The 23,258-nt window shown below is 61.8% G+C and carries 19 protein-coding genes; 11 read left to right on the plus strand and 8 right to left on the minus strand.

The window, feature by feature from the left end:
* The first annotated feature begins 13 nt into the window (after positions 1-13).
* From metG to RFER_RS16610, 7 genes are all read left to right on the plus strand, one after another.
* Positions 14-2,116 carry a methionine--tRNA ligase gene (metG, locus tag RFER_RS16580; protein ID WP_011465547.1) on the plus strand — a complete coding sequence of 701 codons (2,103 nt, stop codon included), beginning with the start codon at positions 14-16 and terminating at the stop codon, positions 2,114-2,116.
* 229 nt (positions 2,117-2,345) lie between these two features.
* Positions 2,346-4,361, plus strand: a complete 2,016-nt coding sequence (locus RFER_RS16585) for a proton-conducting transporter membrane subunit (RefSeq protein ID WP_011465548.1) — start codon at positions 2,346-2,348, stop codon at positions 4,359-4,361.
* On the plus strand, positions 4,358-5,284 hold the full coding sequence (locus RFER_RS16590) for a respiratory chain complex I subunit 1 family protein (RefSeq protein WP_011465549.1): 927 nt from the start codon (positions 4,358-4,360) through the stop codon (positions 5,282-5,284). The genes RFER_RS16585 and RFER_RS16590 overlap by 4 nt, the downstream gene beginning before the upstream one ends.
* Complete coding sequence (locus tag RFER_RS16595; protein ID WP_011465550.1) at positions 5,281-5,889, plus strand: hypothetical protein; 609 nt, start codon at positions 5,281-5,283, stop codon at positions 5,887-5,889. Before RFER_RS16590 ends, RFER_RS16595 begins: the two co-directional genes overlap by 4 nt.
* Positions 5,886-7,328, plus strand: coding sequence for a proton-conducting transporter membrane subunit (locus RFER_RS16600; protein WP_011465551.1), 1,443 nt, complete (start codon positions 5,886-5,888; stop codon positions 7,326-7,328). Before RFER_RS16595 ends, RFER_RS16600 begins: the two co-directional genes overlap by 4 nt.
* Positions 7,329-7,330: 2 nt before the next feature.
* Positions 7,331-8,827, plus strand: a complete 1,497-nt coding sequence (locus RFER_RS16605; protein ID WP_011465552.1) for an NADH-quinone oxidoreductase subunit C — start codon at positions 7,331-7,333, stop codon at positions 8,825-8,827.
* 8 nt (positions 8,828-8,835) lie between these two features.
* A complete protein-coding gene (locus RFER_RS16610) occupies positions 8,836-9,600 on the plus strand; it encodes a 4Fe-4S dicluster domain-containing protein (RefSeq protein WP_011465553.1) in 765 nt (254 codons plus the stop codon).
* A gap of 42 nt (positions 9,601-9,642) precedes the next feature.
* Here RFER_RS16610 and RFER_RS16615 read toward each other — a convergent pair whose 3' ends face one another.
* Positions 9,643-10,251, minus strand: a complete 609-nt coding sequence (locus RFER_RS16615; RefSeq protein WP_011465554.1) for a PAS and helix-turn-helix domain-containing protein — start codon at positions 10,249-10,251, stop codon at positions 9,643-9,645.
* 78 nt (positions 10,252-10,329) lie between these two features.
* Here RFER_RS16615 and RFER_RS16620 point away from each other — a divergent pair, with 78 nt between their 5' ends.
* From RFER_RS16620 to RFER_RS16635, 4 genes are read left to right on the plus strand one after another with little or no spacing between them, the layout of a single operon-like run.
* Positions 10,330-11,496, plus strand: a complete 1,167-nt coding sequence (locus tag RFER_RS16620; protein ID WP_011465555.1) for an acetyl-CoA acetyltransferase — start codon at positions 10,330-10,332, stop codon at positions 11,494-11,496.
* Positions 11,493-13,025: an AMP-binding protein gene (locus RFER_RS16625; RefSeq protein ID WP_011465556.1), complete on the plus strand. Its 1,533-nt coding sequence runs from the start codon at positions 11,493-11,495 to the stop codon at positions 13,023-13,025. The genes RFER_RS16620 and RFER_RS16625 overlap by 4 nt, the downstream gene beginning before the upstream one ends.
* Positions 13,019-13,801 carry a 3-hydroxybutyrate dehydrogenase gene (locus tag RFER_RS16630; RefSeq protein WP_011465557.1) on the plus strand — a complete coding sequence of 261 codons (783 nt, stop codon included), beginning with the start codon at positions 13,019-13,021 and terminating at the stop codon, positions 13,799-13,801. Before RFER_RS16625 ends, RFER_RS16630 begins: the two co-directional genes overlap by 7 nt.
* Positions 13,802-13,849: 48 nt before the next feature.
* The gene (locus tag RFER_RS16635; protein ID WP_011465558.1) at positions 13,850-15,349 is read left to right on the plus strand and encodes a methyl-accepting chemotaxis protein; all 1,500 of its coding nucleotides are present in this window, start codon (positions 13,850-13,852) and stop codon (positions 15,347-15,349) included.
* Between the two features lie 68 nt (positions 15,350-15,417).
* Here RFER_RS16635 and RFER_RS16640 read toward each other — a convergent pair whose 3' ends face one another.
* The 7 genes from RFER_RS16640 to dcd all read right to left on the minus strand — a co-directional run bounded on the left by RFER_RS16640 (position 15,418) and on the right by dcd (position 23,250).
* On the minus strand, positions 15,418-15,930 hold the full coding sequence (locus tag RFER_RS16640) for an NADH-quinone oxidoreductase subunit B family protein (protein ID WP_041792673.1): 513 nt from the start codon (positions 15,928-15,930) through the stop codon (positions 15,418-15,420).
* Entirely contained in the window at positions 15,930-17,489 is a 1,560-nt protein-coding gene (locus RFER_RS16645; RefSeq protein ID WP_011465560.1) for an NADH-quinone oxidoreductase subunit C, read from the minus strand. The genes RFER_RS16640 and RFER_RS16645 overlap by 1 nt, the downstream gene beginning before the upstream one ends.
* A gap of 4 nt (positions 17,490-17,493) precedes the next feature.
* Entirely contained in the window at positions 17,494-18,948 is a 1,455-nt protein-coding gene (locus RFER_RS16650; RefSeq protein ID WP_011465561.1) for a hydrogenase 4 subunit F, read from the minus strand.
* Positions 18,949-18,950: 2 nt separating this feature from the next.
* Positions 18,951-19,610, minus strand: a complete 660-nt coding sequence (locus RFER_RS16655; RefSeq protein WP_011465562.1) for a formate hydrogenlyase — start codon at positions 19,608-19,610, stop codon at positions 18,951-18,953.
* Positions 19,607-20,557 carry a respiratory chain complex I subunit 1 family protein gene (locus RFER_RS16660; protein ID WP_011465563.1) on the minus strand — a complete coding sequence of 317 codons (951 nt, stop codon included), beginning with the start codon at positions 20,555-20,557 and terminating at the stop codon, positions 19,607-19,609. The genes RFER_RS16655 and RFER_RS16660 overlap by 4 nt, the downstream gene beginning before the upstream one ends.
* On the minus strand, positions 20,554-22,578 hold the full coding sequence (gene hyfB / locus RFER_RS16665) for a hydrogenase 4 subunit B (protein WP_011465564.1): 2,025 nt from the start codon (positions 22,576-22,578) through the stop codon (positions 20,554-20,556). Before hyfB ends, RFER_RS16660 begins: the two co-directional genes overlap by 4 nt.
* A 102-nt stretch (positions 22,579-22,680) precedes the next feature.
* Entirely contained in the window at positions 22,681-23,250 is a 570-nt protein-coding gene (gene dcd, locus RFER_RS16670) for a dCTP deaminase (RefSeq protein ID WP_011465565.1), read from the minus strand.
* Positions 23,251-23,258 lie beyond the last annotated feature (8 nt).

A 23,258-nucleotide genomic window follows, 5' to 3' on the forward strand; every position in this document is an offset into this window, starting at 1 on the left:
AAAGCCCCGCTCCATGCCACGCCAACTCTTCGTTACCACCGCCCTGCCCTACGCCAATGGCAATTTCCACATTGGCCACATCATGGAGTACATCCAGGCTGACATCTGGGTGCGCTACCAGCGGATGATGGGCAACGCGGTGCATTTTGTCTGCGCCGATGATTGTCATGGCGCGCCGATCATGATTGCCGCTGAAAAGGTCGGTAAAACACCGCAGCAGTTTGTGGCCGACATTGCCAGCGGCCGCAAACCGTATCTGGATGGTTTCCATATTGGTTTTGACAACTGGCATTCCACCGACGGCGCGGAAAACCACGAACTGGCGCAGGCGATATACCGTGATCTCAAGGCCGCTGGCTTGATCAGCACGCGTGTCATCGCCCAGTTTTTCGACACCGAGAAGAACATGTTTTTGCCGGACCGCTTCATCAAGGGCGAATGTCCCAAGTGCGGCGCCAAAGACCAGTACGGCGACAACTGCGAAGAATGCGGCGCGGTGTACAGCCCGACCGAGTTGAAGAACCCGTACTCGGCCTTGAGCGGTGTCACCCCTGTGCTACGCGATTCGGAACATTACTTTTTCAAATTGTCGGACCCGCGATGTGTTGAATTTCTGGAACAGTGGACGACGGACACCAACCCGCGCGGGCAGTCGCGCCTGCAAGCCGAGGTCTACAACAAGATCAAGGAATGGCTGCTGCCCGATGCCGAGGGCAAGCGTGACCTGGGCGACTGGGACATCTCCAGAGACGCACCCTACTTTGGCATCGAAATTCCCGATGCGCCGGGCAAATATTTTTATGTCTGGCTGGATGCCCCCATCGGTTACCTGGCCGCGCTGAAAAACCGTTTTATCAAGCTGGCCGGCGACGCCACAACGGGCGCGCAGCATTACGACGACTTCATGGCCGACCCGGCGACCGAGCAGTACCACTTCATCGGCAAGGACATCATCACTTTCCACACCCTGTTCTGGCCCGCGATGCTGCATTTCAGCGGCCGCAAAACGCCCAACGCGGTGTTTGTGCACGGCTTTTTGACGGTCAACAGCGAGAAGATGAGCAAGAGCCGCGGCACCGGCCTGGACCCGCTCAAGTACCTGAGCCTGGGCATGAACCCGGAGTGGCTGCGCTACTACCTGGCGACCAAACTGACGGCACGCAACGAGGACGTGGAGTTCAGCCCGGAAGATTTCATGGCGCGGGTCAACAGCGACCTGGTCGGCAAATACATCAACATCGCGTCACGCGCGGCCGGCTTTATTGCCAAGCGTTTTGGCGGCCAGCTGGGCGTCATTTCAGACGACGGGGCGGCGCTGCTGAAACAGATTCAGATTGAGCGCACCAGCATCGAGCAACTTTATGAGGCGCGCGAATTTGCCAAGGCCTTGCGCGAGACCATGCTGCTGGCCGATCGGGTGAATGAGTATGTGGATGCCAACAAGCCCTGGGAACTGGCCAAGCAAACCGGTATGGAGACACGCCTGCACGATGTCTGCACGGTCTGCATCGAAGCCTTCCGGGCACTCACGGCCTACCTCAAGCCGGTGCTGCCCCTGCTGGCGGCGCAGGTGGAAGTTTTCCTCAATATCGAGCCGCTCTCCTTTGCCAGCGTCAGTCAGACGCTGGGTGCGGTCCACCGCATTGGGGACTACAAGCACCTGATGCAGCGCGTCGATATCAAGCAACTTGAGGCATTGTTTGAGGCGCAAGCCCCCGTGGAACCTGATAATATTGCTACAGAATCAGTAGCACCTGGCGGAGAAGGCATGGCCCCGGTGATCAGCATGGATGACTTCAGCAAGATCGACTTGCGTATTGCCAAGATCGTCAATTGCGAGACAGTTAGTGGCTCTACCAAGCTCTTGCGCCTGACTTTGGATGTAGGCGAAACCAACACGCGCAACGTCTTCAGCGGCATTGCAAGCAGCTACCAACCCGAGCAGCTGATCGGCAAACTCACCGTCATGGTGGCCAACCTGGCGCCGCGCAAAATGAAGTTCGGTATCAGCGACGGCATGGTGCTGGCCGCCAGCCATGCCGACGAAAAAGCCCAGCCCGGCATTTATATCCTGGAGCCGTTTGCCGGGGCCCAACCGGGCATGCGGGTGCATTGACGGGCGTAGAATCGCGCTCCTCATGGGCACGCTCCACTCCTTGAATTCACCGCGGTTGATGTCACCGCTCTCCAAGCGCAGACGCTGCTGCATGCGTCTGCGGCATTGTGGGCCACCCGCATTCGTTTGAACCCCCTGGTGTTCAGATCGTTTGCGGTGTCCCCATGTTGCCCTTAGATTTTTCTCCTCATTTCGTCCTTCTGTTTGCATTTAAGCGCGCACCAGCGCCATGAACCAGCTCATTGAGGCGGTTCTGGTTCTGATGGCGGGTGGTGCTTTGGCGCTGCTGCCGGCGCGCAACATCGTGCGCGCCAGCGCCGGACTGGTGTCACAGATGATTGCCCTGGTCCTGGTCGGGTCGGTCGCACTGCCGGTGCTGTTTGGCGGCCCGGATGTCACGGGTGACATGCCCTGGGCCTATCCCATCGGCACGCTGCATTTCAGGCTGGACGCGCTGGGCGCATTCTTTCTGAGCTGGTCCCTGCCCATGACCCTGCTGGGCAGCGTGTATGCGATGGGTTACCTGCGCAAGTACTTTGACAGCCCACGTCACATCGGCGTGCACTTTGGCCTGCTCAACATGATCTCGCTCTCGTTCATTCTGGTGTACGTCGGCGAGCATGCTGTCACTTTTTTGCTGGGCTGGGAAATCGCCGCCCTGTCGGCCTGGTTGCTGGTGATCTGGGACTACCCCAACCAGAAGGTGCGCTTTGCCGGCTTCAATTACCTGGTTTCCACCCATGTCGGCCTGATTTTCCTGGTGGCGGCGGTGATGATTCTCTACACCAACACCCAGTCGTGGTTTCTGGATGACTATGGCGACTGGATGAGCCAGAACCCCGGCACGGTGCGCAACACAGTCTTCTTGCTGCTGGTCACCAGCTTTGGCCTGAAATCGGCATTTTTCCCGTTTCATTCCTGGCTGCCGCGCGCCCATGCGGCCGCGCCGGCGCATGTCTCGGCATTGATGTCAGGCGTGATTCACAAGGCCGGGCTGTATGCACTGGTGCATTTTTTGATGATCTCGGGCAAGCCGGACGAGTGGATGGGCTGGTTCTTGATTGCGTTTTCCGTCACCTCGGCCGTGGTCGGTGGTCTCTATACCGTGGGCCAGCGCGACCTGAAACGCTTGCTGGGCTATTCGTCGACCGAGAACGTCGGCATTGCCGGCATCGGCTTTGGCGTCGGCTGCCTGGGGCTGAGCTGGGACATGCCCACGCTGGTGGCACTTGGTTTTGGGGGCGGCTTGCTGCACGTGCTCAACCACGCTTTTTTCAAATGCCAGTTGTTTTACGCCGCCGGCTGCGTGTACCAGATCAAGCATGTGATCGACATCGAGCGCCTGGGCGGCCTGTTCAAGCTGATGCCGGTGACCGCCGTGTGTTTCATCATCGGCGGCGTGGCGATTTCTGCCTTGCCGCCGTTCAACGGCTTTGCCAGCGAGTTCCTGATCTATTCGGGCCTGTTCACGGGTGAAAGCATCAATATCTGGGCCAAACTCACGCTGGCCCTGACGGCCGCGGCGCTGGCCTTTGTCGGGGCCGTGTCGGCCCTGAGCATCACGCGCGCCTTTGGCGTGATTTTTTTGGGCAACGCGCGCGATGCCAGCCTGCCTGAAGCGCACGAAGCCAGTGGCTGGATGCTGTTTCCCATGGTGCTCCATACCATCGGCACGGTGGTCCTGGGCGTGGCCCCCACCTTGGGCTTTGCCATGGTAGCGGCGCCCACAGCCCTGTTCCTGCATTTGACGCCCGACGCCGTGGCCCTTGATACCCTGCAGTCTGTCACCGGCACGCTGCTGCGCATCGGCGCCATCTCGGCCGGATTGGTGGCCGTGCTGGTCGTGGTGCTGGCGCTGGTGGGGTTGCGCGCACGCCTCAAACGACAGACACCAAACCGCAACGCCACCTGGGGTTGCGGCTATGGCGCGCCCAATGCGCGCATGCAGTACACAGGTGGTAGTTTTTCGGCCGACTTTGCCGGCCGATTCAAAAACATCATGCTGATGCTCCAGCGGAAAAAAGCACCCGCCGGGTATTTCCCCCGTGACAGCTACGTGATCACTGACTGTGTGGATGCGGTCGAGCGGCGCCTGTTTGCGGTGATCAGCCACGGCGATGAATCGGCCAGCGACTTATCGCAAAAACTGCATGAAGACGACCCGCGACTCGCCTTTTCAGCCGGTCTGGCTGCCATCGTGGCCATCGGCGCGCTGGTGTTGCTGGCCGAGGGGGGCTTGCCTTGAATACGCTGCTGACCGTGACCCATGGGCTGCTGGTCCTGAGCCTGCCGATTGTCTTGGTCGGGCTGGTCAACCGCACCAAGTCCTGGTGGGCGGGGCGCAAGGGGCCGCGCCTGTTGCAGTCGGCCTCTGACCTGCGGCGGCTGCTGGGCAAGCGCCCCATCATCAGCACCGTGGCCAGTCCGCTGTTTCGCTCAAGCGCCTATGTGGTGCTGATCTGTGGCCTGGCGGCTGCCAGCATGGTGCCGATGCTGGGCCAGTTTGCACCGGTGCAGTTTTCGCACGATTTCGTCGTGGTCGCCTACACCCTGGGACTGGCGCGCATCGCGCTGATGATCTCGGCCATGGACGTGGGCAGCGCGTTTGAAGGCATGGGCGCGGCGCGGGAAGCGTCGTTTTCCACCTATGCCGAGCCGGCGCTGTTTTTGCTGATCGGCGCGGCAGGCGCTGCCACCGGCATGACCAGCTTTGCCGACCTGATTGGACAACTGCACAAAACGCCTTACTTCCCGGTCATCGTGTTCCCACTGGTGGTGGCCCTGCTGATTTTGTTGCAGACGGAAGCCGCCCGGGTGCCGGTGGACGACCCACTGACGCACCTGGAACTGACCATGATCCATGAAGTCATGATTCTGGACCACAGTGGTCCGGAGCTGGCCGCCATGCAATACGCCGCCGCGCTGAAGATGACCCTGTACGCGGGTCTGATTGCCGCCCTGATCAATCCCATGGACCCGCTGGCGTCCCCCATGGCCGCCATTGGGGTGTCGCTGGGCCTGATGCTGCTGGTGGCGCTGCTGGTGGGGTGCATCGAGTCACTGACCGCCCGGCTGCCGATGCGCTGGGTCACGCGCTATGTGCTGATTGGCTCGGGCGCAGCGATCGTCAGTATGGTGGTGGTCGGATTGGGAGCCAGCGGCTTATGACCCTACCTTTGATCCTGTGCCTGGTGGCCACTGTGATTCCCGTCTTCTTTGGCAAGATCCACGTGGCGCCCGCCTGGCTGAGCCTGCAGGCACTGGCGCTGGGCTGGATCAGCATGACCCGTCATTCGGAGCTGTCGCTGCATGTGCTGGCCTTGGGACTGGAGGTGCTGCTGGTGCGCGCCTGGCTGGTGCCGACCTTGCTGCGCCGGGCCCTGTCCGGGCACAGTGCCGCACGGCAGGACCTGATGCCCTCCAACCTGTTTGCCTGGGGCGTGGCCATCAGCCTGATCATTCTGGCGTTCCGCTTTGGCGACGGTGCCCGCGCTGACGTGCGCGCGCTCACCCTGGGCGTGGTGGCGGCCACGGTCATGATTGCCTTTTTGATTTTGGCCACCAACCGGGAGCCCGTCGCCCAACTGGTCGGCTTGTTGTTCATGGAAAACGCCCTGGCGCTGTTTGAATCGCTGATGCCCGAGCCCTGGCCGCTGCCGGTGCACCTGGCGGTCAGCGGCGTGTACATCCTGACGGTGGCCGTAGGCAGTTGGCTGGTGCGTGGGCACAGCCCAGCCCCGGTGGCGCCCAGCGCCTTGAAGGACATGGCATGAGCGCGCTCGCTTCCTCCTCCTCCGCCGTCCTGACGGCGTCGCCAGACCAGGTGGCACCCAACACCAGGTGGGTCGCTCCCGCCCTGGTGGCGGTCGCGCTGATCAACTGGCTGGCCTCGGTGGCCTTGTTCATCACGCATCCGCTGGCGGAACTGCCGCTGTACTTTGCCAGGCGCTATCTGGTGCTCGACGCCACCTCGCTGCTTTTTGTCGTGCTGGTCAACACGGTGTTTCTGGGGATCAGCGTTTATATCTTGTCGCGCGAACACACATCAAACGTCCTGTCCCATGACATCCGCTCGCGTGCGGGTCTGATGCTGGCCTTCATGCTCATCATCAACCTGGGCGTCATGTCCAACCACCTCATTCTGATGTGGGCGCTGATCGAGCTCAGCACCTTGTGCGCGGCACCCCTGGTGGCGCGTGGTGATGCAGCCTCACCCAAAGGGGTGGCCTGGCGCTACATGCTGTACTCGGCCATGACGCTGTCCATCACCTTTCTGGGCTTCATGTGTCTGGCCCAATCAGCCGACTTGCGCGGCGTCGATATCAGCTTTTCGGTTGATCAACTCGGACGGGCACTGACCACCAACAGTGATGGCTGGCAACGGCTGGGTTTGTCCTTCATGCTGTTTGGGCTGGGTGGCAAGCTCGGTCTGGCGCCGCTCTACAGCTGGATGCCCGAAACCTACGAAGCCGCGCCCACCAGCACCAGCGCGCTGCTGGCGGCGGTGCAGTTCAACATCAGTGTGGTGGCGGTGTTTCGCATCCTGCAGGTGTTTCAGGGCTTCGAGTCCCATTTTGTGTCCCAGGAGTTGCTGCTCATGGGCTATCTGTCGCTGGTCGTGGCCGCGGTGCAGGTGATGGCGGTGCGCAACTACAAGCGTCTGATCGCCTATGCCTGCGTCAGCTCCTCCGGCGTCATCGCCCTGGGTCTGTCGGTGGGCAAGGCGGCGGCCTATGGCGTCGTGCTCTACATCGTCAGCAATGCGTTTGTGAAATCGCTGCTGTTTTTGACCGCGGGACGCTTGCGCGCGGTCTATGGCACCAACGATGTCGCCCCGCTGAGCGGCGTGATCCGGGTCATGCCGTTTTCTGGCTTGCTGTTTACCGTGGGTATTTTTGCCTTGCTGGGCTTTCCACCGTTTGCCAGTTTTCTGGCCGAGATGATGATCCTCTCGGGCATCGTGCAGGCCGGCAACCTGATGGCGTTCACGCTGATGTGTGTGATGCTGACCATCATTTTTGTGGCAACCGGGCGCACCGTGTTCCCGATGCTGTGGGGGGCCTCCAAACGCGAAGGGCCACCGGTGCACGAATCCTGGATCGCGGCCCTGCCCAAGCTGGGGTTTGTCTTCATCCTGATCATGCTCGGCACCTACGCCCCCAAACCCATCACCCAATTGCTGATTGCGGTGGCGCAGTCGATTGGCGGTTAACCATGACAACGGCACAAGCCCTGGCACTTTTCCCCTTGCGCGATATTGCCGCGACCAGCCTGCAGGAGCTGATGCAGCTGTGCGGCCAGCGCCTGCAAGCCGGGGAGCGCTTGCTGACGCTCTTTGGCAGACCGGCGCCGGAACTTGGGGTGAACATCATCGTGGTCACTGCGGTGCTGCAGCCCGCGCAGGGTGCGCTGGTCATCCTGCGCGCCACGGCACAGCGCGGCGAACACTACCGCTGCCTCACCGCCCAACATCCGGCGGCGCAGATTTTTGAGCGCGAACTGTGGGAACAGACGGGTTTGTTCCCGGACGACCACCCCTGGCTCAAACCCGTTCGCTTTGAGGGCGAGCGCCAGCAGCGCATGCTTGAGTACCCTTTCTTCAAGGTGCGCGGGCAGGAGGTGCATGAAGTCGGTGTCGGACCGATTCACGCCAGCGTGATCGAGCCCGGGCATTTCCGCTTCATGTGCCTGGGTGAAAATGTTCATCACCTGGAGATTCAGTTGGGTTACCAGCACCGCGGCGTGGAAGGCCTGCTGCTGCGCCGTCCGGTGTGGCAGCTCACCCCGTTGGTGGAGTCGATTTGCGGCGACTCGGCCGTGGCCTACGCCTGGGGCTATGGCGCCGCGCTGGAATTGATGTCAAATCAGCCTGTAGCCCCCGCCATACAGGCCTCACGTGCTATCGCTTTAGAGATGGAGCGCATCGCCATGCACCTGGCCACGCTGGGTGGCATGGCCACTGACATTGCCTTTTTGCAGGGGGGTGCCACCTACGGCCGCCTGCGCACCGCCATCATCAACGCCAGCCAGCGTGTCTGCGGCAACCGCTTTGGCCGCGGCTGGATTCGACCCGGTCAGGCCAAACCGCTGTCTGAGGCACTGCAGCAGGACCTGACGCGGACGCTGAGGGCGTTTGCCCCGGACTTTACGCAAATCAACCAGTTGATGCTGGCCGCGCGCAGCGTCCAGGCCCGCTTGCACGGCACCGGCACGGTCAGTCAGCAGGCCGCGCTGGACCTGGGTCTGACCGGGCCGGTGGCGCGCGCCAGTGGCGTGGCGCTGGATCACCGCACACAATGGCCCGGTGCGGCCTACGGCCACGCGCCACTGCCCATGGTGACCGAGCCCGACGGCGACTGCTGGGCGCGCATGCGGCTGCGCATGCGCGAGGTCGATGCCTCACTGGCCTGGTTGCTCCAACTGCTGGGCGACACCACGCTGAACTTGAGCCAAGCGGGTCAAGCCCAGAGCAGCACCCCGGCCGCACTGCAGGCTGAAGCACTGTGCGTGTCGCTGGTGGAGGGAACGCGCGGGCCGGTGCTGCAGGTGCTGGAGACATCGGCCAAAGGTGAACTGCGGCACTACAAGGTGCAGGACCCCTCAACAGCCAACTGGTTTGGTTTGGCTTTTGCCATGCGCGACAACGCCATTTCTGACTTTCCCATCTGCAACAAGAGTTTTGACCTCTCCTACTGCGGCAATGATTTGTAGGATGCCCCATGTTTAAGTCCATCGCGGTTCGAAAATCCCAGGGCACGCAATACATTCCTGATCTGCGCGCAGCCACACCGGGCGGGTTTCGGGGCAAGCCCGTTATCAGCGATGCCGCGTGCGCTGATGGGTGCCAGGCCTGCGTGCAGGTCTGCCCAAGCCGCGCCGTCAGGCTGGAACCCACACAACCTGACCCGGTCCATATTGACTTGGGTCGCTGCGTGCTGTGTGGCGACTGCGAACCAGTCTGCCCCAGCCGGAAATTGAGCTTCAACAATGATGTCAAGCTGTGCGCCACCAGCCGCGAGGCCCTCACGGTCAGCAGCGCCCACCCCAACCTTGACCCGATCAAGGTTTCAAAGGCGTTGCACAAGCGCTTTGGCCGCTCGCTCAAACTGCGTTCGGTGTCAGCCGGTGGCTGCAGTGGCTGCGAGATGGAAATCAACGCCCTCTCCAACGTCAACTTCGACCTCGGCCGCTATGGCATCGACATCGTGGCCTCACCACGCCATGCCGACGCGCTGGTGCTGTCCGGCCCCATCACCCGCAACATGGCGCAAGCCCTGCAAATTTGCTGGGATGCCATTCCCGAACCCAAACTGGTCATTGCCGTGGGCGCCTGCGCCATTTCGGGCGGTGTGTTTGCCGACAGCGATGCGCTGGACCGGCAGTTTCTGGACAACTTCAAACCGGCGCTGTATGTGCCGGGCTGCCCGGCGCATCCGCTGACGTTTATTTCGGGCATCATGGACTTGCTGGGCATCGCGCCCTGAAACCCGGTCAGCCTCGTGATGGACAAGGATGCAGGATTGTTTTCAACTCAAGCCGATCAGCTTGGCAATCATTTCGCTTGAACTCTGCGCGCCGACTTTTCTCATGATGCGCGCGCGGTGCCCATCGATGGTGCGCGGACTCACCCCCAGGGTGCGGGCAATTTGCTTGGTACCCTGGCCGGCCGCGAGCTGACGTACGATCTCGCGTTCACGGGCGGTCAGGGTCATGGCCACCGGTCGACGCGACGAGATGTCCTCGAACATCCAGACGGCACAGGCGAAGGGCTGGTCACGCTGCAGCGAACGGCCCGCCACATGGCACCAGAACAGGCGGCCACTGCGGTGACACATGATGCGCTCGTCACTGTAGTGGCTGGTCCTTTGCATCACCGGAAAACCCTGCGCGCCGATGTGCTCGAACTCGCTGCGCGAGGGGTAGAGGCATTCGAGCGAGCGACCTTGCAGCTCCGCCGGGGCGTAGCCGAACATCGCACCGAAGGCCGCGTTGCAGCGCTGGATCGTGCGTTCGCGCGAGATGCACAGACCCACCGGTGCCAGATCGAATACCAGCCCCAGATCGTCCTCGGCCAGCGCGGGTTCTTGCGACGCAGCGGTGTGCTGCGCGGTGCGGGTGGAGAGGGGTTCTGTCATCAGGTAGTTCTACGGCTGTCAAAAACAGGGTGAGTTTCCTACACTCGGCCGGCAGTAGCAAGAAAGAAGAGGCAAGACATGGGTGTTTGTATCGTTGGTTGGGCGCATTCGCCGTTCGGGCGCCTGGACACGCTGGATCTGGAATCACTGATCGGCGGCGTGACGCGGGCATCGCTTGGACATGCGGGAATCGCGGGCAGCGAAGTCGACGGTGTCTGGCTGGGCCACTTGAACGGCGGCTTCGTGCCGGACATCTTCACCTCCTCCCTGGCGCTGCAGGCTGATGATGCGCTGCGTTGGCGACCCGCCACGCGCGTGGAGAACGCATGCGCCTCCGGCGCGGCGGCCCTCTATGCCGCCTGTGATGCGATCGAGGCCGGGCGTGCGCGCGTGGCGCTGGTCATAGGCGCCGAAAAAATGACCGGCGTGTCGGGTCCCGAGGTCACGCGCATCCTGGGCAACGCCTCCTATGTGAAGGAAGAAGCGGCGCGGGGCCTGACGTTCCCGGGCATCTTCGCCCAGGTGGCGCTCGCCTATTTCGAACGCTATGGTGACCATTCGGCCACGCTGGCGCATATTGCGGCCAAGAACCATGCCAACGGCGTGCGCAACCCGTGGGCGCAGATGCGCCGGGATCTGGGCTTCGAGTTCTGCAACACGGTGTCGGATAGAAACCCGCTCATCGCGGCACCCTTGCGCAAGACCGACTGTTCCATGGTCTCGGATGGCGCCGCCGCGGTGATCCTGGCCGACAGTTCGATCGCCAGACAATTTCCCCGTGCGGTCGCGTTGCGATCCCGCGCGCAGGTCAACGACTTTCTGCCGATGTCACGCCGGGATGCGGTCGCGTTCGAAGGCCCCCGCCGGGCTTGGGCCAAGGCGCTGGACAATGCCCGCTGCAGCGTGCATGACTTGTCGCTGGCCGAGGTGCATGACTGTTTCACCATTGCCGAGCTGCTGACCTATGAAGCGATGGGCCTGGCCGCGCCAGGTCAGGGCGCGCGACTGCTGGCCGAAGGTACCGTGGCTGCTGGCGGCAAGTTGCCGATCAATCCGTCCGGTGGTCTCAAAGCCAAGGGGCATCCCATCGGCGCCACCGGCGTATCGATGCATGTGCTGGCGGCGATGCAACTGATGGGTGAGGCCGGAGAGATGCAGGTGCCCGGGGCCGAGCTGGTGGGCGTTTTCAACATGGGGGGTTCCGCGGTGGCCAACTACGTCAGCATCCTGGAGCGCCTGCAATGAACCTGGCGCAACTGCTGGTGCGCGCCGCGCGCGTCTTTCCGGATCGTCCGGCCGTGCTGCTGGGTGACCTGCCGGTGCTGAACTACCGTGAGCTGGCCGATCGCACGGCGCGCCTGGCCGCGTATTTGAGCCGCACGCTGGGGCTGGCGCCCGGCGAGCGCGTGGCGGTGTTCATGACCAACCACCCCGCCTACCTTGAGGTGCTGTACGCAAGCTGGTGGGCCGGCCTGGTGGTGGTGCCGATCAACGCCAAGCTGCACCCGAAAGAGGTTGAATTCATTCTGAACGACGCCCAAGTCGCCGTGCTGTTGGCGTCCGACGATCTTGCCGCCGGTGTGCAGCCGCTACTGGGTCATGTAAGTTCATTGCGCCAGGTGCTCACCCCGGGCCAGCCCGGCTACGAGTTGGCGTTGGCGGGGGATCCACTGGCCCCGGTCCATCGCGCACCGGACGATCTGGCCTGGCTGTTCTACACCTCCGGCACCACCGGCCGGCCCAAGGGTGTGATGCAGACGCACCGCAACCTGTATGCCATGACCGCCTGCTACTTCATGGATGTGGACGAGGTCCAGGCCGACGACGCCATCGTCTATGCCGCGCCGATGTCGCACGGCGCGGGCATGTACAACTTCGCGTTTGTCGCGAAAGCGGCGCGCCATGTGGTGCCGGCCTCGGGCGGTTTTGACCCGGCCGAACTGGTGGCGCTTTCACGTAGCGTGGGCCGACTGTGCATGTTCGCCGCGCCGACCATGGTCAAGCGTCTGGTCGAGCACGTTGCGGCCACGGGCGCCGCGTGTGACGGGTTCAAGACCATTGTCTATGGCGGCGGGCCGATGTATGTGGAGGACATCGCTGGCGCGCTGGCCACCATGGGGCCGCGCTTCGTGCAAATCTATGGGCAGGGTGAATCGCCCATGAGCATCACCGCGCTGTCGCGTGAGCAGCTCAATGCGTCTGCGAATCCAAGATGGCATGACCGCATTGCCTCGGTCGGCGTGGCGCAATCTTTGGTCGAAGTACGCGTGGTCAATGCCGAAGGCGCGTCTGTGCCCGACGGCGAAACCGGCGAAGTGGTGGTGCGTGGCGAACCGGTGATGGCGGGTTATTGGCGCAATCCGGATGCCAGTGCCAAGGCGCTGCGCGCCGGATGGCTATGGACTGGCGACATGGGTGCGATGGACGGCGAGGGCTTCTTGACGCTCAAAGACCGCTCCAAGGACGTGATCATCAGCGGTGGTTCCAACATCTACCCGCGCGAGGTGGAGGAAGTGTTGCTGCAGCACCCCGGCGTGCGCGAGGTCGCGGTGATCGGACAAAGCGACCCCGAGTGGGGTGAGGTGGTGGTGGCTTTCGTGGTCGGTGTTGATGTGAGCCCACAAGCGCTGGACGCCCTGTGCCTGGACCACATGGCCCGCTTCAAGCGGCCCAAGCATTACCACTTCGTCGACAGCCTGCCCAAGAACAATTACGGCAAGGTGCCCAAAACCATGCTGCGCGAGTTACTGAAAAAGGAGAACGAAAAATGCTGAAAGGCCACACCGCCCTTGTCACGGGCTCAACCCAGGGAATTGGCCTGGCCATCGCCCACGCGCTGGCGCGCGCCGGGGCCAACGTCGTTGTGCACGGCATCGAGTCGATGGCGCAGGGGCATGCCATCGCGACCCAAGTGGCTGCCATGGGCGGGGTGCGCGCCGCCTATGTGCGTGCCAACCTCGCCCTCGCCGACGAGGCCGCCGGGCTGGTGGCCGCCGCCACGCAGGCTCTGAGCGCGCCCGATATTCTGGTCAACAACGCAGGCATCCAGTACACCTGCCCGATCGAGAGTTTTCCAGCCGAACGCTGGGACGCGATCCTGGCGGTCAACCTGTCGGCAGCCTTTCACACCATGAAGGCGGCGGTGCCGGGCATGCGCGAGCGCGGCTGGGGCCGCATCGTCAACATCGCCTCGGTGCACGGCTTGGTGGCCTCGGTCAACAAAGGGGCATACCTGGCCGCCAAACACGGACTGGTGGGCTTGTCCAAAGGCGTGGCGCTGGAAACCGCCGCCCAAGGCATCACTGTCAATTGCATCTGCCCGGGCTGGACCGACACCGCGATCATCCAGCCGCAGATCGAGGCGCGCGCCGCCCAGTTCGGTGGCGACCGCCATGCGGGCATCCGCGACCTGCTGAGCGAGAAGCAGCCCAACCTGACGCTGTTACCTCCCGAACGCATCGGCGATGTGACCGTATTTCTGTGCGGCCAGGCAGGGGCAGGCATCACCGGCGTGGCCTTGCCGGTCGATGGTGGCTGGACAGCGCAGTGAGATTCCCGCCGACTCGGCACCGATGCTTGCAACACTGAAAGAAGGCGCATGAACCTCATCCAACCTGATTTCAGGGCCCGACTCGTCATCAGTTTTGGCCTGCTCCTGCTACTGATCGTCGGCTTGACTGCCTTCGCCGTGAGCAATATGGGTGGTTTCAACAGTGGTGCAGCCCAATTTGTGCTGCTGTTCGGATTCGCGTCGCTTGGTGTTGGCGCTGGTCTGGGTTGGTGGCTCAACCGCAGCATGGCCGCAGCGCTGGCGCAAGCCATCGGCATCGCCAAGCGCCTGGCAGCGGGCGACTTGAGCGAGCCCTTTGACGCCGATGCGCGAGGGGCTATCGGTGAGCTGCAACTGGCCCTGCAAGAGACCAGCGCACGCATGTTCAGAATAGTCGCCGACGTACGCGCGGGCACCATGGCGATCGCCAGCACCTCGGGTCTCATTGCCGCGGACAATGCCGCCCTGTCCTCGCGCACCGAATCACAAGCCAGCGCCCTGGAAGAGACCGCCGCCACCATGGAAGAGCTGACGGCGACGGTGCGGCAAAATTCCGACAATGCCAGACAGGCCAGCCAACTGGCGGCGACGGCCACTGAATTCGCCATCAAAGGCGGAAGCGTGGTGGGGCAAGTGGTGAACACCATGGGCTCGATCCGCGATAGCTCGCGCAAAATCGGCGACATCATCGGCGTCATCGACGGCATTGCCTTTCAAACCAATATCCTGGCCTTGAATGCCGCCGTGGAAGCAGCACGTGCGGGAGAACAGGGACGTGGTTTTGCGGTGGTGGCGGCTGAAGTACGCAACTTGGCGCAGCGCTCGGCCAGCGCCGCCCGGGAAATAAAATCACTCATCGGCGACGAGGTCGACAAAGTCAACGCCGGCAACCAGCTGGTCGATGCTGCTGGCAAGACCATGGACGAGATTGTGACCAGCATCAAACGGGTCGCCGGCATCATGAGCGAAATTGCCTCGGCCAGCGTGGAGCAGAGCACCGGCATCGATGAAATCAATCTGGCCGTGATTCACACCGATACCATGACGCAACAAAATGCGGCGCTGGTCGAAGAGGCCTCGCGCACCGCAGCGGGCTTGCAGGAGCAGGCGGTGGCGCTGTCGCAAACGGTGTCGATCTTCAATCTCGGGGCGCGCGAATTTGGCAATTCGGATGAAGCCGTCGACATGGTGCACAGAGCCGCGGCCTTCATGGCAACTCGCGGGAGGGATACGTTCATTGAAGAAGTCAACAAGATGAACAAAGGACAATTCATCGATCGCGATCTCTACATCAGTATTTACAGTGTGGCTGGCCAATGCGTCGGCCACGGCACCAACCGGCGCCTGTTGGGCGTCGAAGCGCTCACCTTCAAGGACCTGGACGGCAAGTTCTTCATCAAGGACATCATGAGTATTGCCAGACGCGAAGGCGCTGGCTGGGTGGAATACAAATGGAGCAATCCGGTCACCAAAGAACCGATGATGAAGTCCACCTATTTTGAACTGGCCGCTGACCTGATCATTGCTTGCGGAACCTACAAGACCTGATCTTGAGCTGAAGTGCGGGCGCCATGGGAGACGGCTTGGAGAGGCTCGGTTTGCGCCGCTGGATGCGCTCAGGCACGCCGGCGCACAGCCGTCAGAATGCCGCGCAATATCTCAATCGGTGGCGGCGGGCAACCCGGTATCACCCAGTCGACCGGGATCACGTTGGACACTCGGCCGCAACTGGCATAACTCTCGCCAAAAATACCGCCGTCACAGCCGCAGTCACCCACCGCCACCACCAGCTTGGGCTCAGGAATGGCGTCAAACGTGCGTTTGAGCGCGGTGACCATGTTGCGCGACACCGGGCCGGTCACCAAGAGCATGTCGGCGTGGCGTGGGCTGGCGACAAACTTGATGCCCAGGCCCTCGATGTTGTAGTAGGGGTTGCCCAGTGCGTTGATTTCAAGCTCGCAGCCGTTGCACGAGCCGGCATCGACCAGGCGAATGGCCAGGGACTGACCCAGGATTTGAAGCACCTCGGCCTGAATCCGACTGATCTCACCTGTGACTGCAGCCCCGATATCGGGCGCGGGCTCGGTGCGAATGCCGTTCCTGGCAATTTGCTTGACGATTTTCCAAATCATAAATCGTGCCCGGAATAGCTGAGGTTGAACGACTTGTTGATGAGCGGAAAGTCGGGCACGATATTGCCCATGACGGCGTGCTCCAGCACGGGCCAGTTCTGCCAGGAGGGATCATGCAAATGGCAGCGTCGAATGCGCTGATCGCTGCTGGCACCGCTCAGCTCCAGCGCGACAAAAATCTCGCCCCGCCAGCCCTCCACCCAACCCGCCCCGCGGCTCGCCTGCCCGGGCAAAGCAATGTCCTGGCGCAAGGGGCCGGCTGGCAGACCGGCAAGAATTTGCCGGATCAGCCGCATCGACTCAAACACTTCATCAAAGCGCACGCTCACTCGGGCTGCCACGTCGCCATTGCTGTGCGTGGCCATCTTGACCTGCAATACGTCATACGGCGCAGCCGCATGATCACAGCGCAAGTCCCACGCCTGTGCACTGGCCCGCCCGGCCAGACCGGTCAAGCCCAACTGGGCCGCCAGCGCCGGCGTAACCCGCCCGGTGGTCATGAAGCGATCCTGCAAGCCGGCATGCTCTTCGTAGATTGAACGCAAGGTCCGCACCTCGCGCTCCACAGCGTCGCATTGCCGGGTCAGTTGGTCAATATGGGCGCCATGAATGTCATGCGTCACACCGCCGGGCAGCACGCAGTCCATCATCAAACGGTGTCCAAACATCTCCTTGGACAAGCGCAGCCAGTCTTCGCGCAGACGGGAAAATTGGGCCAGGCCAAACGCGAAGGCGGCGTCGTTGCCCAAGGCCCCCAGATCACCCAGATGGTTGGCAACGCGCTCGCGCTCGAGCATCAAGGCGCGCATCCACAAGGCCCGGGGCGGCACCGCGCAGGCGCTGGCCGACTCCAAGGCCATGCAATAACCCCAGGCGTAGGCGACGGTTGAGTCACCCGAGACCCGACCGGCCAGGCGATACGCCAGCAGCGGGTCCAACTGGGTCATGCGCTGCTCAATACCCTTGTGTGTGTAGCCCAGGCGCTGCTCCAGGCGCAGTACTTTTTCGCCGACCACCGAAAAGCGAAAATGCCCAGGCTCAATGATGCCGGCATGCACCGGACCCACCGCGATTTCATGCACGCCATCGCCTTCGACGCGGACGAACGGGTAATCGACCAAGGCTTCCTCAGGAAATGGCGGCGGCGCCTCGCCGGCGTGGCGCAGGGGAAAATAGTCCAGGGGCCAGGCACCGTGGTTCAGCCACGGACGCTGGTCTTTGCTGCCCTTGGTGCGAATACCCGACAACTCGGCCGCGGCCCGCTGCATTCTGGCGGCGGCGGGAAAGAAAGGCAGCAGGTCAGGATAAGTCAGCTGCTCGCCGCTCTGTGGCAACTCCAGCCAGATCAAACCCTCCAACACCACATAGGCGGCGCAGGCAAGCACCGTTGGCTCGTCCGCCAGCCCTGCTCCGCCCCACATCGCCAGCAAGCGCCCGCCCCCCTCGCGCACGGCCGCAGCGGCGGCGCGCCACTCATCCACGGTGACCCGCGCGTGCCAGATCGGCACGGGTGCCATCACACATTGGAGATCAACGTCGAAGCCAGAAATCTTCATCAGCTCAGCCCCCCAACATCCGCGCGGCCTGGACGTACCAGGTATTGAGGTAAGGCGGAATGTACAAACCCAGCACCAAGCCCAGACTCAGGTGCACAAACACCGGCACCAAGGCCGGCGGATGCGGCAGGGCTTTAAGTGAGGTTTCGCCAAACACCATCGGCAACACCCGGATCATCATGGAAGCAAACGCCACACCGAGCGACACAAACAAAAACGGCGCCGCCCAGGGCTGCTCACGCATGGCGGTGGTCAGAATCAGGAACTCGCTGGCAAAGACGCCAAATGGCGGCATGCCCAGAATCGCCATCACGCCCAAAATCAAGCCCCAGCCGATGGTCGGATTCACCTTGATCAGGCCGCGAATCTCGCTCATGATCTGCGTACCGGCTTTTTGGGTGGCGTGCCCCACCGCAAAGAAGATCGCCGACTTGATGAGGGAATGCACCGTCATGTGCAACAAACCGGCAAAGTTGGCCACCGGCCCGCCCATGCCAAAGGCAAAAGTGATCAAGCCCATGTGCTCGATCGACGAATAAGAAAACATGCGCTTGACGTCTTTTTGCCGTGACAGGAAAAAGGTCGCCACCACCACCGACAGCAGGCCAAAGCCCATCATGAGCTGGCCCGCCAGGGGCCGCATCAAGGCCCCGTCGGTCAGCACTTTGCAGCGCAACAAGGCATACATCGCCACATTGAGCAGCAAGCCCGACAGCACGGCCGACACCGGCGTCGGGCCTTCGGCATGCGCATCGGGCAACCAGCTGTGCAAGGGCACCATGCCGACCTTGGTGCCATAGCCGATCAAAAGAAAAGCAAACGCCAAGGTGATGATGGAGGGGTCCAACTGGTCTTTGATCGCATCCAGATTGGTCCACAACAGCGTGGCCCCCTCCGGGCCGAGCACTTTTTCTGCCGCCATGTACAGCAAGACCGTGCCAAACAGGGCCTGTGCAATGCCCACACCACACAGAATAAAGTACTTCCAGGCCGCTTCCAGACTGGCAGCGGTGCGGTACACGCTGACCAGCAGCACCGTGGTCAAGGTCGCCGCCTCCATGGCCACCCACAGGATGCCCAGGTTATTGGTGGTAAAGCCCAGCAGCATGGTGAAGCTGAACAACTGGTACATGCTGTGGTACAGCCGCATGCGCGGCGGCGTCATCTTGCCGTGGTCCTGCTCAATGCGCATGTAAGGCCGGGAAAATATCGCCGTCGTCATCCCAACGAAAGCGGTCAGCGTGACCAGGAACACATTCAATGGGTCGATGAAAAATTGGTCATGCCAGACCAGAATCGGGCCGTCCGCGACGATCTCCGCCGTCAGCACGCAGGCCGCCAGAAAGGTGCCCAGGCTGAAGACCACATTGATGTCGCGGGCGTACGACCGGTGCCCGATCAGCGCCAGTACGGCGCCGCCCAGCAAAGGAAACCCCAGGACAAAAAACAGGGTGGACACGGTCAGTCTTCCTTGAGCGTTTCGAGGTTGTGGATGTCCAGGCTGTCGAATTTCTCGCGAATCTGGAACATGAACACTCCCAAAATCAGCACGCCCACCAGCACATCGAGCGCAATGCCAAACTCAACAATCATCGGCATGCCGTTGGTGACCGCGGTGGCGGCGAAAATCAGGCCGTTTTCCATCGATAGAAATCCGATCACCTGCGGCACCGCCTTGGAGCGGGTGATCATCATCAAGAACGAAAGCAGCACACAGGCCAGCGCAATGCCGAGCGAGCCGCCCGCCATGGAGGACGACAGACGCGAGATCGGCAAGGCCAGGCTGAAGGAAAAAATCACCAGCGCAATCCCCACCAGCATGGTGGTTGGAATGTTGATCAGGGTGTCGACGTCCCAGCGCACATTGAGCTTGCGGATGACCCGGTGCAACATCCAGGGAATAAAAATGACCTTGAGCAACAGCGTCAGGGCCCCAGAAACGTAAAGGTCAGGTTGATGCGTGACATAACCGAGCAACATCGACGCTGCGACCAGGGCGACGCCCTGGATGGTGAACAAATTAATCAGGGAAACGATGCGCCGCTGCGAGATCATGGCAAACGACAGCATCAGAATCAGCGTTGCAAACAGGTTGATCAACTGGGGCGCCAACTGAATCATCCGACCCCCAGCAAGATGTTGACCAGCAGGCCGATCACGGCCAACAAAAAGGCAGTGCCCAGAAACTCCGGCACGCGAAAGATCCGCATCTTGGCGCTCAAGGTCTCGATCAGGGCCATCAAGACGCCCCCCAACGCCAACTTGATGACGAGCACTGGCAGCGCCAGCAACAGCGCCAGTGGCGCATGGGCCTCGGCCACACCCCAGGGAAAAAACAGCGCCAAACCGATGCAGGAATAGGCAAACAGTTTCAGGCTGGCCGCCCATTCGAGCAGCGCCAGGTGGCGCCCGGAATACTCCAGAATCATGGACTCGTGAATCATGGTGAGTTCCAGATGCGTGTCCGGGTTGTCCACCGGCACCCGGGCGTTCTCGGCCAATGACACCATGGTGAACGCCACCCCGGCCACCAGCAGGCTGGGGTAGATGGCCAGCTCCCGATGCGCCAGCGTCTCGACAATGGTGGTGAGCGAGGTCGAGCGCGAAATCATGGAGGCACAAAAAAGCACCATCAGCAACGCCGGCTCGGCCAGAAAACCGACCAGCATTTCCCGACGTGCACCGAGCGAGCCAAATGCCGTGCCGACATCCATCGCCGCCAATGAGATGAACACCCGCGCCAGGGCAAACAAGCCCACCAGCGCAATGGCGTCAGCAGCTGGTGACAGGGGCAGGTCGGTGGACAAGGTCGGGATGATGGCACTGGCCAGCAGCATGCAGCCGAAGACAATGTAGGGTGCCATGCGAAACAGGGGCGAGGCGTGCTCGGCCAACACCGATTCCTTGTTGAACAGCTTGTGCAAAACGCGGTACGGCTGCAACAGATTGGGCGCCGACTTGTTCTGCAACCGGGCGCGCCATTGGTTGACCCAACCGGTCAGGAGAGGCGCCAGTACCAGCGCCATCACAATCGCCATCAATTGAGACAGGAGACCGAGCCAGCTCATTGCTTCACCACCAGCAGCACCACGATCAAGGTCAGAAAGCTGTACATCAGATAGACCGCGATGCGCCCCTGCTGCAACAGTCCAATCACTTTCGAGATGCGCTCAACCAGTCTGGCTATCGGCAGGTAGAGCCAGTACCAGAGCGGATCTTCGACCGTCACCCGGTAACGTGGCTGCTCGTCGAATGGCGAAGGCAGTTCGCGTTTCATGCGAAACATGGGCTCGAAAATCTGCCGGATCGGCTGCCCGAATCCTTCTGCCGTGTCCTGCATGCGGGCGTCTTGCCACGGATAACCGCAGTCCCAGGCAGGCGCGCGCCGAATACGGCCGCTGTAAAAGCGGCGTACCAGCAAATAGGTCAAGGCAAAGAAGAACATCACGCCAAGCAGGAAGATCGCCGGCGCATAACTGGCGCGCTCGATGCTCACGGGCACCAGCAGCCAGCCGCTGGCCGCCACCGTCTTGACCAGACCGGCGGACACCAACAATTGGGTGACAGGATCAATCAGGGCAATGACCTGGTTCGGAAAAAGCCCCAGCACCACACAGCCCGCCGTGAGCCAAAGCATACCCGCGCGCTCCCAGGTGCCGGCGTCATGCGCGCCTGAGAGCTTTTCCTCACGCGGCTGGCCCAGGAAGATGACGCCAAAGTACTTGACCATGGTGTAACCCGACAGCGCGGCAATCAGCGCAATCAAGGCCGCCAGCACCGGCACCAGCATATTGAGGACCGAGCTCGGCAAGCCGGAGGTGAACAAGAAGCTTTGCAGCAGCAACCACTCCGCGACAAAACCGCCAAAAGGCGGCAGACCGGCACAGGCCAGGACGCCGATCAGGGTCGGCCAGGCGACCCAGGGCATGTAGCGCATCAGGCCACCCAATTTACCCAGGCTGCGCTCGCCGGTGGCGTGCAAGACGGCTCCGGTGCTGCAGAACAACAGGCTCTTGAAAAACGCGTGGCTGAGCAGGTGATACAAGGCCGCCGTCAGAGCCAGGGCGGCCAGGGCGTGCATGCCATAGCTTGAGAACAACAGCGACAAGCCGAAACCGGTGCAGATCAAACCGACGTTTTCAATCGAGGAATAAGCCAGCAGACGCTTCATTTCCACCTGCACTGTGGAGAAGACAACGCCGAACAGCGCCGTCGACAGGCCAATCGCCATCAACAGCACACCCCACCACCAGATTTTCGTTTGCAGCAAGTCAAACGACACCCGCAGGATGCCATACAGGGCAATTTTGAGCATCACGCCGCTCATCAAGGCAGAGAAAGGGGAAGGCGCCGCCGGGTGCGCCTCGGGCAACCAGGCGTGCAGCGGCAAGATGCCGGCCTTGGCGCCAAAGCCAAACACCGCCAGCACAAACGCCACCGAGCCCCAGAACGGCGACAGATGCTGGGCCCGCATGTTGGCGAAGGTGTAGTCACCGGTGTTGGCCTGCAACACACCAAAACACAGCAGAATGCCCAAGGCGCCGATGTGGGCCACCAGCATGTAGAGATAGCCCGCAAAGCGGATTTCAGGAATGCGGTGGTTGGCAATGACCAGAAAAAACGAGGAAAACGCCATGGTCTCCCAGACCACCATGAAGGCGTAGGCGTCGTCCGCGATCACCACCATGGCGATGCTGGCCAGAAAGATATGGTATTCAAGGCAGATCAAACCCGGCGGTGTGCCCTCGCCCTGGCGAAAATAACCGGCGGCAAAGGCCGACACCCCGGCGCCGACCCCGCCAATGACAATCAGGAAGAAGGCCGACAGACTGTCCAGCCGCAAATGAAAGGGCAACTGCGGCAAACCGATCGGCAACACCGCCACCTCGGGCACACTGAACGCGGCGCTGAGGCCCACGCCCAGCAACAGCAAAGCGACAAGCCCGCCCGCCGGAAACAGCACCACCGCCACCAGCCTGAAACGCCGCAAGGCCAACACGCCCAGCACACCGATCAAGAGCCAGGCAACCACCACCACCAACACCCAGTCCAGATGGACCCAAGATAAGGGGTGAAAGAAAGCGTTCATGGCGCGCTAGTCAGGAAAACAGGTCGAATGCATAGGATGCCAATGGTACTCGCTGCAATTCAGCTGATAGCGCCTGCGGCGCTGGCGCCCGATGCGCCGACCTCAAGCTCGGGGCAGCGTCACGCCCACTTGTCCCTGGTATTTGCCGCCACGGTCTTTGTACGAGGTCTCGCACTCCTCATCACTCTCAAAAAACAGCACTTGCGCGCACCCCTCGCCGGCGTAAATTTTGGCCGGCAAGGGGGTGGTGTTGCTGAATTCAAGCGTGACGTAACCTTCCCATTCGGGCTCAAAAGGCGTGACGTTGACGATGATGCCGCAGCGTGCGTAGGTGCTTTTGCCCAGGCAGATGGTGAGCACATTGCGCGGAATGCGAAAGTACTCCATGGTGCGCGCCAGCGCGAAGCTGTTGGGCGGGATGATGCAGCTGTCGCCATGAAAATCGACAAAGCTTTTTTCGTCGAAGTTCTTCGGGTCCACCACGGTGCTGTGGATGTTGGTGAAAACCTTGAATTCGGGTGCGCAGCGGATGTCATAGCCGTAGCTGCTAGTGCCATAGCTGACGATTTTGTTGCCATTGGCATCCTGGCGGATCTGGCCGGGCTCAAAGGGTTCAATCATGCCGTGCTGCTGCGCCATGCGGCGGATCCATTTGTCGCTTTTGATCGTCATGGGAATGA

It is taken from the genome of Rhodoferax ferrireducens T118 (genome assembly GCF_000013605.1).
Lineage (GTDB): Bacteria > Pseudomonadota > Gammaproteobacteria > Burkholderiales > Burkholderiaceae_C > Rhodoferax > Rhodoferax ferrireducens.